The 11,924-nt window shown below is 69.1% G+C and carries 15 protein-coding genes; 6 read left to right on the top strand and 9 right to left on the bottom strand.

Translation table 11 applies throughout. The features are described from left to right. Positions 1–16: 16 nt before the first annotated feature. From EDM22_RS01295 to EDM22_RS01280, 4 genes are all read right to left on the bottom strand, one after another. Positions 17–874 carry a carbohydrate ABC transporter permease gene (locus EDM22_RS01295; RefSeq protein ID WP_122935206.1) on the bottom strand — a complete coding sequence of 286 codons (858 nt, stop codon included), beginning with the start codon at positions 872–874 and terminating at the stop codon, positions 17–19. Positions 875–944: 70 nt separating this feature from the next. Continuing rightward, entirely contained in the window at positions 945–1,826 is an 882-nt protein-coding gene (locus EDM22_RS01290) for a carbohydrate ABC transporter permease (RefSeq protein ID WP_122935205.1), read from the bottom strand. 107 nt (positions 1,827–1,933) lie between these two features. Then, complete coding sequence (locus EDM22_RS01285) at positions 1,934–3,181, bottom strand: extracellular solute-binding protein (protein WP_122935204.1); 1,248 nt, start codon at positions 3,179–3,181, stop codon at positions 1,934–1,936. 70 nt (positions 3,182–3,251) lie between these two features. Next, positions 3,252–4,679 (bottom strand): GH1 family beta-glucosidase, encoded by a 1,428-nt coding sequence (locus EDM22_RS01280; protein ID WP_122935203.1) that lies wholly within the window; start codon positions 4,677–4,679, stop codon positions 3,252–3,254. Between the two features lie 89 nt (positions 4,680–4,768). Between EDM22_RS01280 and EDM22_RS01275 the strand changes: the two genes are divergently transcribed. Continuing rightward, positions 4,769–5,020 carry a hypothetical protein gene (locus EDM22_RS01275; RefSeq protein ID WP_122935202.1) on the top strand — a complete coding sequence of 84 codons (252 nt, stop codon included), beginning with the start codon at positions 4,769–4,771 and terminating at the stop codon, positions 5,018–5,020. 24 nt (positions 5,021–5,044) lie between these two features. Here the strand turns inward: EDM22_RS01275 and EDM22_RS01270 are convergent, their stop codons facing one another. Together EDM22_RS01270 and EDM22_RS19280 are read right to left on the bottom strand one after the other, a co-directional pair. Continuing rightward, a complete protein-coding gene (locus tag EDM22_RS01270; RefSeq protein WP_122935201.1) occupies positions 5,045–5,617 on the bottom strand; it encodes a DUF6036 family nucleotidyltransferase in 573 nt (190 codons plus the stop codon). Next, on the bottom strand, positions 5,614–6,192 hold the full coding sequence (locus EDM22_RS19280; protein WP_138707995.1) for a helix-turn-helix domain-containing protein: 579 nt from the start codon (positions 6,190–6,192) through the stop codon (positions 5,614–5,616). The genes EDM22_RS01270 and EDM22_RS19280 overlap by 4 nt, the downstream gene beginning before the upstream one ends. A 65-nt stretch (positions 6,193–6,257) precedes the next feature. Between EDM22_RS19280 and EDM22_RS19380 the strand changes: the two genes are divergently transcribed. Further along, the gene (locus tag EDM22_RS19380; RefSeq protein ID WP_170963958.1) at positions 6,258–6,434 is read left to right on the top strand and encodes a hypothetical protein; all 177 of its coding nucleotides are present in this window, start codon (positions 6,258–6,260) and stop codon (positions 6,432–6,434) included. Positions 6,435–6,456: 22 nt separating this feature from the next. Here the strand turns inward: EDM22_RS19380 and EDM22_RS20135 are convergent, their stop codons facing one another. Beyond that, complete coding sequence (locus EDM22_RS20135) at positions 6,457–7,395, bottom strand: LysR family transcriptional regulator (protein ID WP_122935199.1); 939 nt, start codon at positions 7,393–7,395, stop codon at positions 6,457–6,459. Positions 7,396–7,536: 141 nt separating this feature from the next. Here EDM22_RS20135 and EDM22_RS01255 point away from each other — a divergent pair, with 141 nt between their 5' ends. The 4 genes from EDM22_RS01255 (at position 7,537) to EDM22_RS01240 (ending at position 10,417) form a co-directional block, all read left to right on the top strand. Continuing rightward, complete coding sequence (locus tag EDM22_RS01255; RefSeq protein ID WP_122935198.1) at positions 7,537–8,334, top strand: alpha/beta hydrolase; 798 nt, start codon at positions 7,537–7,539, stop codon at positions 8,332–8,334. A 1-nt stretch (position 8,335) separates the two neighbouring features. Continuing rightward, positions 8,336–9,130: an SDR family NAD(P)-dependent oxidoreductase gene (locus EDM22_RS01250; RefSeq protein ID WP_122935197.1), complete on the top strand. Its 795-nt coding sequence runs from the start codon at positions 8,336–8,338 to the stop codon at positions 9,128–9,130. Between the two features lie 105 nt (positions 9,131–9,235). After that, entirely contained in the window at positions 9,236–9,691 is a 456-nt protein-coding gene (locus EDM22_RS01245) for an SRPBCC family protein (RefSeq protein WP_122935196.1), read from the top strand. Positions 9,692–9,820: 129 nt separating this feature from the next. Further along, complete coding sequence (locus EDM22_RS01240) at positions 9,821–10,417, top strand: PadR family transcriptional regulator (RefSeq protein ID WP_122935195.1); 597 nt, start codon at positions 9,821–9,823, stop codon at positions 10,415–10,417. Between the two features lie 118 nt (positions 10,418–10,535). On the opposite strand, the gene EDM22_RS01235 is transcribed toward EDM22_RS01240, so the two are convergent. Both EDM22_RS01235 and EDM22_RS01230 read right to left on the bottom strand, forming a co-directional pair. Then, on the bottom strand, positions 10,536–11,423 hold the full coding sequence (locus tag EDM22_RS01235) for an alpha/beta fold hydrolase (RefSeq protein ID WP_122935194.1): 888 nt from the start codon (positions 11,421–11,423) through the stop codon (positions 10,536–10,538). Positions 11,424–11,555: 132 nt separating this feature from the next. Then, positions 11,556–11,918 carry a PRC-barrel domain-containing protein gene (locus EDM22_RS01230; protein ID WP_122935193.1) on the bottom strand — a complete coding sequence of 121 codons (363 nt, stop codon included), beginning with the start codon at positions 11,916–11,918 and terminating at the stop codon, positions 11,556–11,558. Positions 11,919–11,924: the final 6 nt, after the last annotated feature.

The following is an 11,924-nucleotide window of genomic DNA, read 5'->3' as shown; positions in this document are numbered from 1 at the left end:
GATGCTCCTTCGGTGGTCACTTGAGGCCGGAGAGGGCGAAGCCCTGTACGACGTGGCGCTGGAAGACGATGAAGACGATGAGGATCGGCACGACCATCACCGAGGCCGCGGCCATCTGCAGCGACGGATTCACCGCGAGCTGCTGGTTGAGCAGGGCGAGGCCCACCGACAGGGTGTAGAGCTTCTGGTCGCTCGCGATGATGAGCGGCCAGAGGAAGCTGTTCCAGCCCGCGATGAACGTGAGCACGGCCTGCACGGCGAGGATCGGCTTCGACATCGGCAGCACGATGGTCAGGAACGTGCGGATCTCCCCCGCGCCGTCGATACGGGCGGCCTCGAGCATCTCGGTGGGTATCGTCACCATGAACTGCCGGAACAGGAAGATGCCGAACCCGCTCACGAGCGTCGGCAGGGCGATGCCGACGAGGGTGTTGGTGAGCTTGAACCCGTTGAGGATCAGGTACGTCGGGATCATCGTGACCTGCACCGGGATCATCATCGTGGCGATCACGAGGAAGAACAGCCCGCCCTTGCCGCGGAAGTCGTACTTCGCGAACGCGAAGCCCGCCATCGCCATGAACAGCAGTCCGACGGCGCCGATCGCCACGACGATGAGCGTGTTCACGAGGTAGCGGCCGAAGTCGAGCTCCGTGAACAGGCGCACGTAGTACTCGAAGGTCGGCTCCTGGGGCAGCAGCTTCGGCGGGTAGTCGATCGACTCGCTCTGCGGCTTCACCGAGGAGAACAGCATCCAGACGAACGGGAACGCGGTGATGAGCGCACCCACCGCGAGGGCGGCGCCCACGGCGATCGTGAGGCGACGGCCGCTACGACGGCCGGGCCGGGTGGCGCGAAGCGGCGGAGCCGGAGGCATCCGTCGGATCGGAGCGTCGGAAGCGGGATCGGATTCTGGCACGGGAACGGGCGATGCCGTCGGGCGCACGTCAGTACTCGACATCCGGCCTCCTCAGTCGAAGTTGCAGCATGGTGACGAGCGCGATGATCACGAAGAGCACGACCGAGCCCGCGCTCGCATAGCCGAACTGGTTCAGGCGGAACCCCTCCTTGTAGAGGAAGATCGACATCGACGTCGTCGCGCCCAACGGGCCGCCGTCGGTGAGCACGAACGGCTCGTCGAAGAACTGCAGCCACGCGATGATCGTGGTGACCGTGACAAAGAAGATCGCGAAGCGCAGGAGCGGGATCACGATCGACCGGGTCGTGCGCCAGGAGCCCGCGCCGTCGAGCGCGGCCGCCTCGGTGTACTCCTTCGGCACGCCCTGCAGGGCCGCGAGGAAGATGATGATGTTGAGCCCGGTGCCACGCCAGATCGCCACGAACGCGACCGAGAACTTCGCGAGCAACGGGTCGGAGAGCCACTGCACGGGCGGGACGCCCACGAGCGAGAGCAACCAGTTGAACAGCCCGAACTGGGTGTTGTAGAGGTAGCCCCACACGAGCGAAATCGCGACGATGCCGGTGATCGCGGGGATGAAGTAGAACGAGCGGAGCGCCCGGTAGAACGGTGCCTCGCTGCGCGCCAGCAACAGGGCCACGCCGAGCGAGACGAGCACCACCGTCGGCACGCCGATGACGGCGAAGAAGACCGTGTTGCCGAACGCCTGCCAGAAGTCGGGATCGGCGACGAGCCGCTCGTAGTTGTCGAGCCCGGCGAACTCGACGTTGCTCCAGTTCGCGAGGCCCGAGATGTCCATATCGGTGAAGCTCACGGCGAGGGCGACGATGAGCGGCAGGACGCCGAAGGCGATGAGCAGCACCATCGCGGGGGTGACGAAGGCGTAGGGCGTGAGCTTCGCGGTGCGCATGTGCCTCCTCTCGGGGGGGGTGACGGGGGGTCGGGGCGGTCGGGCGGGGCTCGAGGCATCCGCTCGGGCAGGCGCCGCCGCAGGTGCTGCGGCGACGCCCGGCCGGGTCAGTTGATCGAGACGCCCTCGGTCTTGCTGTAGAGCGTCTCGAGCGCGGTGTCCCGGTCCTCGCCGTTCAGCGCGATCGAGTTGAGGGCGGTGAGCAGGTCGGCCCCGACGCCGCCGTCCCAGTTCGGCACGAGCGGGAGGATGCGGGCATCCGCGAGCTGCTCGGAGTAGACCGCGACGAGCGGGTCGCTCAGGAACTCCTCGTTCTCGAGCGCATCGACCGCGGTGGGAAGCTCGCCGTTGATGGAGTACCACTCGAGCTGGGTCTCGGGCTGCGAGAGGTACTCGATGAGCTCGAGCGATGCGTCGACCTGGGTCGTGTTGTGCCAGACCGCGAGGTTCGAGCCCGCGAACAGCGAGGTCGCCGACGCGGAGCCCTCGGGCACCGTCGTCACCTGCCACTTACCGTCGAGCTCGGGGGCGCTGTCGGCGATGGACTTCGCGAGGTACGGCCCACTGATGAGCATCGGTGCGACACCCGAGATGAATCCCTGCGTCTGGTCGAAGTCGCCGTTCGTGGGCACGCTGCCGTCGGCGTAGAGCCCGGTGTAGAGGTCGACCGCCTCGGCGAACTCGGGAGTGTCGAAGTCGACGTTGCCGTCGGCGTCGATGATGTCGCCGCCGTTCGACCAGGTCATGACGACGGGAAGCGGGCTGTCCCACTGCGGGATGTAGTAGCCGTACTGGCCCTCTCCACGGGCGGCCAAGGTCTTCGCGTCGGCGCGCAACTGCTCCCACGTGGTGGGCGGCGTGTCGATGCCGTTCTCGGCGAGGATGTCGGTGCGGGTGAACAGCACGCGGGTGTCGCTCACCCACGGGATGCTCACGATCTCGCCCGCGACCGCCGATGCCTCGCCGCCGATGCCGGCCGCGAAGTTCTCGGCCGCGAGCGCGGGGTGATCGTCGAGGTACTCGTCGAGGGGAAGCAGCGCGCCGGCGTCGGCGTAGGTGCGCAGCTTCGAGAGCCCCACCTGCAGGACGTCGGGGCCCGAACCGGATGCCACGGCTGTCGTGAGCCGTTCGTCGATGCCGTCCCACGGCACCGCGACCACCTCGACCTCGGTTCCGGACTCCTCGACCCACGGCGCGACGAGCTGCTCGAAGTTCTTGCCGGAGTCGCCCATGATCCAGACGGTGAGCGGGCCGTTGTCGGCGGTCGCACCCGCGTCGGACGTGCATCCGCTGACGGTGAGCCCGAGTGCCGCGACGGTCGCGGCCGCGAGTGCGGCCCTGGCGTAGCTCTTCATTGAGGTACCTCTTCCTTTGCTCCAGTGTGATGTGCGGGTGGTGCGAGGGCGAGCAGGGGGCTCGCCCGGGTCAGCGCGTCGCGTCGATCGGCTCGAGCTGCGACATCCGCTCGGCGATGAGGCGCTGGTACCAGTGGGCGCTGAGCTTGGGGATGCGGCGCTGGCTGGCGTAGTCGACGAACACCATGCCGAACCGCTTGCCGTATCCCTCGGCCCACTCGAAGTTGTCGAGGAAGGACCACGCGTAGTATCCGCGCACGTCGGCGCCCTGTTCGACGGCATCGACGACCGCTGCGAGGTAACCGCGGAAGTACGCGACGCGCTCGAGATCGACGACGTCACCATCGGGATCGACATAGTCGTGGTAGCTCGCCCCGTTCTCGGTGACGAGGATCGGCAGCGGTGTGAACTCGCGGGCCACGCGAGTGAGCACCGCGGTCAGAGACTCGGGGATGACCGACCAGCCGAACGAGGTGGTCGCGGGTTCGGCCGGCGTCTCGCGCACCCGAAGGGGGCCGCCCTCGTCGTCATGCCGGGCGATCACCCGCTGGTAGTGGTTGATGCCCGCGAAGTCGGTGCGCGCGGCGATCACCTCGAGGTCGCCTGCACGGATCGCGGCGTCGAGCCCTGCCGACCCGAGCACGTTGCGTACCTCTTCGGAGTAGTCGCCCAGGTAGACGGGGTCGAGGAAGACCCGGTTGCTGGCGGCATCCAGCCGCGCTGCGGCGGCGAGGTCGTCGACCGCGTCGGAGTGCGGGCGGATGTCGGTGACGATGTTCGCGATGCCGACGCGGGCGCTCGGATGCGAGGCTCGGATCGCCGCCACTGCGAGGCCGTGCGCGAGGTTGAGGTGGTGCGCGGCCGCGATCGCATCGGCCCAGTTTCGTCGACCCGGGGCATGGGCGCCGGCGTGGTAGCCGAGGATCGCCGAGCACCACGGTTCGTTCAGCGTGATCCAGTCGTCGGCCAGGTCGCCCAGCGCGTCGATCGTGCGCACGGCGTAGTCCGCGAAGCGTTCGGCCGTCGCCCGCACCGGCCAGCCGCCTGCGTCTTCGAGCGGCTGCGGCAGGTCCCAGTGGTACAGCGTGACGAGCGGTCGGATGCCGCGTTCGCGCAGTCCCCCGAGGAGCGAACGGTAGAACGCCACGGCCACGGGATTGAGCGCGCCGGTGCCGCTCGGCTGGAGCCGCGACCACGACACCGACAACCGGTAGTCGCGGATGCCGAGATCGGCCATGAGGTCGAGGTCGTCGCGCCACCGGTGGTAGTGGTCGCACGCGACGTCGCCGGTGTCGCCGTTCGCGGTGAGCCCGGGCGTGTGCGCGAAGGTGTCCCAGATGCTCGCACCTCGGCCACCTTCGTTCGCCGCCCCCTCGATCTGGTACGCCGCGGTCGACACGCCGAGCCGGAAGTCACCGGGGAGGATGGCGAGACGATCGGTGGCGAGGGTGGGCTGCGCGTCGAGACGGGACTGCTGGCGGGGCGAGGGGATCGGCATTGACACTCCAGGGATCGGGCTTATCTCACGTTTTAGTCTAATTCGTTAGCCAAGCATGTCAAGCAGTTCTGTCGAGCATCGCGCGTCACGTGGTCGTCGCGCCGTGGCCGGTGTGGGCGCAGTACGCGCTCGCGCAGGTGACCGAGTGGACCATGAAGGTGCCGCTCGTCGCGAAAGCCCAGGTGCGCATGCTCGCCGAGGGCGTGACGGATGCCGCGCCGCCCGCGGCATCCGTGCCCGACGACCTGCTGCCTCAGCGCAGGTTCACGGCAGAGCAGATCCGCAGCGCGCTGCCCGAGCCCGGCGGGTTCGGGTGGAAGGACCTGCGGGTCAGCAGGTGAGCGCCCACCCGCACGAACGGTGAGTCAGATCTCGATCGGTGCGGGCGGGTTGGGCTGTTCGATTCGCCCCGCGGCAAGGATCCGCTCGACCATTCCCCATGCGCGTTCGCTGAGTGAATCGCCGGGATAGAACTCTCCGAACAGTGTGTCAGCGGCTTCGACCGTTTCGATGCCGCAGATCGCGAGGAGCTTTCGGATGTCGTCGGTGTCGCGCCCGGGGCGGTTCGCCCGCAGTTTCATCGCCAGCAGTGCGTCGGCTGGCGCCACCTCGATCGTCACGAGTCCGTCGTCGTGGATGGACTCCCAGCGCACCGGCCGTCCGTACTCCGGCGCGAGATTCGCAGGTTCGAAGTTGAACCAATCGTTCTGCCAGCCGCGCGCAGCAGCGATGCGCTCGACGATCCGAGTGACGGTCGCCTCGTCGCCTGGATTCACACGGAGCGCGTCGATGTCGGCCGTCGTTCGGCGGTCGTAGTGTCGAAGGGCGAGCGCACCTCCGCCGATGATTCGCAGGCCGGTCGGATGCCCCGCCCGCTGAAGCTCATGGACGAGGTCACGCAACCCGCCGATGAGGTGGTCGCGTGTGAAGAGTGTCACACGCTCTCCAACGTGTCGCGCCACAACAGGACGCCCCGGTCAAGGAATTCTTGAGGGACATCCGCCGGCGACGGCACCGCATCGGCGGGGTCGACTCGCAGCGGTCGCGCGCGCTTCAGCACTCGAGACTCCTCGTTCGCCCACTCGGGGAGGGGGACCCCGTCTTGATTGAGGCGGTAGGCGACCAGCGCGGCGATCGCGGCATCCCACGTCTTCGAGCCGGTCGACTCGGGTTCGGTGACGGCAAGGATGCCTCGCAGGAGACCGCGCTCGGCGACCAGGTTGTCATTCATCTGAATGAGGTGCCGAAGCGCGAGCTGCGCGTCATCGGCCTGCACCGCATACCGGATGTCGGCAGCGATCGTCGCGACATCGTCTCGCGTCGTGGGTGCCGCATAGAGCCGATGACCTGCCCCCGCAAGAAGCCGGATCGCTGTGCCGAACCGAGGGTCTTCACGGCGCTTCTCGGTGAGCGCGATGCGCGGCTGAGCCAAGCGTGAACGCGCGGAGAGTTCACGCTGCGTCAGTCCCCGGCTGCGACGAGCCGAACGCACGAGCGTTGCGATGTCGGCCATGGCGTGCTCCCTTAGGATTCGGTAATAGTAATCATACAATGTTTAGCGACTGTCGAACGGCGCGGATGCTGGCAGAGGGCGCGACGGATGCCGCGCCGCCCGCGGCATCCGCGCCCGACGACCTTCGGCCGCGGCGAAGGTTCACGGCCGAGCAGATCCGCAGCGCGTTGCCCGAGCCCGGCGGGTTCGGCTGGAGGGACCTGCGGATCGGCAGCACCCCTCGGCAGACCGGCTCGCTGTGATCGCCGGTCGAGTTCGACGTGGTCACGCCCCGTCGGGCTGCCACGCCGGGCCGACGGCCTCCGGGTAGAGCCACTCCCGTTCGGCGGATTGCTCGGCGGCCGCCTCGAGGAACCCGCCGACCGCCGGGCTGAGCGGCTCGTCGCGCCACGCGATCGACCACGGATACAGCGGCTGCAGCTCTTCGGGGCGGTGGATCGGCATCCCCTTCTGGCGGTAGCGGAGCGCATACGACTCGAACTCGAGGAGGTACGCGGCATCCGTGGACCGTCGCATCCTGGCCAGGCACTGGGTGAACGTCCCCGGGTTGCCGAGCCAGCGGAACGACGTGCTGAGACGGTGCTCGAGGGCGGCGAGGTACTGGCCGTGGACGTTGAAGAGGGCGGACCCCGTCGGATCCCCGAAGACCTCCAGCGGGCGGTCGTAGAGGGACACCGCCTCGGCCGGCGGATCGCCGGGTCGGCCGACGAGCCAGAACGGCTCGAGGCGCAGCAGCCGGTGCTTCCAGCCGCCCGGATGGTCGGCGGTCATGGCGGGGGTGACGCGGATGATCGCGACGTCGAGCAACCCGTTGAGCAGCGCGTCGAACTGGTGCTGACTGTCCATCGAACTCGCGATCACCGGGACCGTGGGGAACCGATCCGAGAAGGCATCGGCGATGATGCGGCTCGCGTCGAGGTCGAAGATGTGCGCGATGCGGATGCCGGGATCGTCTGGACGCGTCATCCGCACCGCCTGCGCGAGCAGCACCCGCGCATCGCGCAGGAATCGCACGCCCTCGGCGGTGAGCGCGACGTGCCGGCTGTCGCGTGCGAAGAGCCGGAAGCCGAGGTCGGACTCGAGACGGCGGATCTGCTTCGAGAGCGCGGGCTGGCTGATGTGCAGCTTCGCGGCGGCGCGTCCGAAGTGCAGTTCCTCGGCCACCGCGACGAAGTAGCGCACCGACCGCAGATCGAGGTCCATCCGCCCTCCTCCCCCTCGAAGCGTGCCCGTCTGCGGCGATCCATGCAAGATCGGTTATCGATCTGCGTCCGATCGGTCTTGGACGAGAGGGGTGCGGCGGGTGTGTGCTGATCTCATCCCCCGAGCGCAAGGAGCCTGGACATGGCCGAGAACCGTCCCGTCGTCTTCATCCACGGCCTGTGGCTGCACGCCACGAGTTGGGAGCCGTGGATCGAGAAGTTCCGCGCAGCGGGCTACGACCCCGTCGCTCCGGGTTGGCCGAATGAGGCCGAGACCGTCGAGGGTGCACGCGCGAATCCGGATGCGGTGGCCGACATCGGCATCGACGAAGCGGCCGCACACTTCGCAGAGGTCGCGAACCGACTCGGCGACGAGACGATCCTCATCGGGCACTCGTTCGGCGGCCTCATCGCGGAGAAGCTCCTCGGCGAGGGCGTCGGCGCGGGCGCCGTCGCGATCGATCCCGCCCAGATCAAGGGCGTGCTGCCGCTGCCGCTCTCACAGTTGCGGTCGGGCTTCCCCGCGCTCGGCAACCCCGCCAACCTGCACAAGGCGGTGTCGCTCACGAAGCCGCAGTTCCGCTACGGGTTCGGCAACGCGGTCAGCGAGGAGGAATCGGATGCGCTGTACGAGCGGTGGACGATCCCCTCGCCGGCCCGTCCGCTGTTCCAAGCGGCCGCGGCGAACTTCCAGATGCACTCGCCTGCCGCGGTCGACACCCAGCGCCATCCGCGTGGTCCGCTGCTGCTCATCTCCGGCACCGCCGACCACACCGTCCCCGATGTCGTCACGCGGTCGACGCTGAAGCAGTACCGGGATGCGATGACGGTCAACGAGCTCGAGCAGTTCGAGGGACGCGGGCATTCGCTCACGATCGACGGCGGGTGGGGCGAGGTCGCCGACGCCGTGCTCGCGTGGCTCACGGCTCAGGGGCTCTGACGTGGACCTCGCGCTGGACGGCGCGGTCGCGATCGTCACGGGCGCCGGACGTGGGATCGGGCTCGCCGTGACCTCGACGCTCGTGGCCGAGGGCGCACGCGTGCTCGCGGCATCCCGCACGCTCACGCCGGCGCTGCTGCAGCTCGCGGAGAGCGAGGCGGTGATGCCGGTGGCCGCCGACCTCACCGATCCGGCCGTCGCCGAAACGCTCGTCGGGCAGGCGGCAACGCTCGGGACACTCGACATCCTGGTGAACAACGTGGGCGGGGTGCGTCCACGCACGGGCGGTTTCGCCTCCGTCAGCGACGAGGAATGGATCGGCACGTTCCAGCTGGACGCGCTGACCGCGATCCGGATGACACGAGCCGCCCTCGTGCCGATGCGAGCGGCCCGCCGCGGCGCCGTCGTGACCGTCGCATCGGTCAACGCGAAGCTCCCGGATCCGGTCGTTATCGACTACAGCGCCGCGAAGGCTGCGCTCGTGAACTTCTCGAAGTCGCTGTCGAAGGAGGTCGGTCGAGACGGCATCCGGGTCAACACCGTGAGCCCGGGTCCCGTGGCGACCGAACTGTGGCTCGGCGACGGAGGAGTGGCGGCGACAGTCTCCTCCGCGGCCGGGGCGGGCGCTTCGCGGGCTGACGTGGTCGCGGGTGCCGAGGCATCCATGGTCACCGGCCGGTTCACGACGCCCGAGGAGGTCGCCGCGCTCGTCGCCTTCCTCGCGAGCGACCGCGTCGCGGGCAACATCACTGGCGCGGACGTCATCATCGACGGCGGGCTCACCGCTGAGCTCTAGCATCGCGGTGCTTCGCGGCCCGGCTCGCCTGGAACTCGAGCTCCGACGCGGCATCCGCTCGGCCCTCGGCCCAACCCCACTACGGTGGTGCCACGAGAGGACCGCATGCCCCGCCGAATCATCCGCCACGAGTTCGACCTACCCCTCGAGCCTGACATCATCGCCGGCCACCTCGCCGACCCCCGCAACTACGTGGGCCTGTCGCCGCTCGTCGTCGAGGTGCGCGACATCGCCGACGCCGCTGGCACCACGCACTACACCGCGGTCGAGCGATTCCCGTTGCCGTTCGGGCGTCACCTCGACAACCGCATCCGGGTGACACTGCGCCGCGATGACGGCGACCCGGCCAAGCTGACAGTCGGCGGTGACGTGCGCAGCCCCGGCTGTGTGCGCATGCGCTACCGCTACGACATCACCGCCGACGGCGCCGGCTCGCACGTCGTCGACGAGCTCGATCTTCGGGCGCCGTTCGGACTCGTGCGCTTCGCAGCTGGCCAGGCGCGCAGCGTGCAACTGTCGCGTGCGGTGATCCTGGTCGAACGACTGACCCGCACCGCGTAGCCGACCCGCTGCAACCCAGCGTTCTGCTCTCGAGGTTCCCAGACAATTCACGACCAGCGCGACAGCTGGGCGATATATCGTTGATATATCGAAGAGACCCGATCAGGGCCCCGGTCACAGGAGGTCATCATGAGCGATTCGTATAGCGGCGGCTTCGGCAGCGGCTCGAGCAATTGGGGCAAGGGCAACCCGGGGCAGGGGTTCTGGGAGGCCATGGAGCAGCTCCGCGGGATGTTCGAGCAGAAGGTCGCGCCGCGCATGGGCCGCGGCGACGTACGTGCGGCGGTGCTCGCGCTGCTCGCCGAGAAGCCGATGCACGGCTACCAGATCATCAGCGAGATCTCCGAGCGCAGCGGCGGCGTATGGAAGCCGAGCGCGGGCTCGGTGTACCCCACGCTCCAGCTCCTCGCCGACGAGGGCCTGGTGAGCGCCGAGGAATCGAACGGGCGCAAGACGTATTCGCTGACCGAGATGGGACGGGCCGAGGCCGCGGCATCCGCTGACCGGGCACCGTGGCCGACCGGCGGCACCACCACCAGCAGCAGCAGCGGGAGTGGGGGACGCCGCGACTTCGGCAGCGCCGGGCCCCTCGCGAAGGCCGGCATGGAGCTCGCCCAGGCGGCCGCGCAGGTCGGCCGAACCGGCACGCCCGAGCAGATCACGGAAGCGGTCGACATCCTCGACGAGGCGCGCCGTCGTCTCTACTCGATCCTCGCCCGGGACTGACGTAGCGCGCCCGGCGGACCATGCGGTTCGCCGGGCGATACATCGTCCGGTCTGCGCCGGTCGCGGGCATCCGAACCGCCGAACTGTCGTGCAGCGCGCCTGCGCGCACTTCGAGCCGCTACGCGCCGGCAACCGCCTCCACCACGAACGACCACGCCTTCGGCGGCAGTTCGTGCCCGCCACCGGGCACGGGCACGAACCGGGCGCCGGCGATGTCGCGCGCGAGCGCCTCGCCATTGGGGATCGGGAACATCGGGTCGGCGGTGCCGTGCACCACGGTCGTCGGCACGCGGATCTCGCCGAGCCGCTCGCGCCAGCGCGGAGCATCCTCGAACTCGACCGTTCCCTCCTCGTCGCGATGCATGCCCGGCGACCGGCGCACCGTGTCGCTCCAGATCGCGCGGTCGTGCGCCTCGTCGAACTCGTGGCCCGCGTAGTGCCGGTCGATGTCGACGTGATACTCGACCACGGCGGCGGGGTCGCTCCAGTCGGGGTCGGGACGCGGATTCGCCCACGCCGCACGAAGGCGAGCCGCCGCACCGGGCAGGTCGGCATCGGCATCGAACATGGTCGGATTCGTCGACACGAGCGTCAGCGCCCGCACCCGTTCGGCGTGGTCGAGCGCGGCGTTCTGGCACACCCATCCGCCGCTCGAGAACCCGACCCAGTGCGCGTCGCGTGCGCCGGCAGCATCGAGCACCGCGATGGCATCGCCGACCGCGACCGCCAGCCCGTCGCGCCGCGCACCCGGCGGCCCGAGCGTCGTCTGCCCCATACCGCGCTGGTCGTAGCGCGCCACCCGCAGGCCGCGATCGACGAGCAGGTCGCAGAACTCCGGCCGCCACCAATCCATCGACGTCCCGCTGCCGGCCACGAGCAGCACGAGCGGATGCCGCGGCGGGCCGATGAGCTCGGCCGCGATCACCGCGCCGTCGGGCCGCGGAATGCGGAGCGAGGCGACGTCGGCCCGCGGCATCCGCTCGCTCGAGGAATCGGGAGGCACCATGTGCACAGCCTGCCTGCCCGGCGCGCATGTCGCCACGGGCTGCTCGCGTGGCTGCGCCGGACAGTGGGAACCCGCCGTCCCGGAGCGGACTCCGGAACGGCGGGCGAGTGGGCATGACTCGGTCGGATCGAATCAGTAGCCGTAGAACCCGCGGTAGTAGCCGCCGACCCGCTCGTGGTAGTCGGCGTCATCCCAGGTGATTCCCTCGTCGAGTTCAGGTGAGTTCTTGATCTGGTCCTTGGTCAGGCCCACATACACCTTCTTCTCGGCGTCATCGACTCGGTCGATGGTGCCCGCCGGCAGCAGGACCTTGCGGCCGAAGATCCACGGGCCCGTGTCGACGACGATCCGGCTGGAGCCGACGTCGTAGGTCGCGCCATCCACCTTGCCGATGTGACCATCGGTGGCGTGCACTGCGTACCCGACGATGTCGGCGCTCTGCGCGGTCCGCGCGGCCGACGAGCGGTACGTCCAGGCGTCCCATGTCGAGCTCATCGTTCC

Source organism: Agromyces tardus (assembly GCF_003710805.1).
GTDB classification, from domain to species: Bacteria; Actinomycetota; Actinomycetes; order Actinomycetales; family Microbacteriaceae; genus Agromyces; species Agromyces tardus.
The sequence above is the reverse complement of the archived record's forward strand: the minus strand, read 5'-3'. Positions and strand labels throughout refer to the sequence as shown.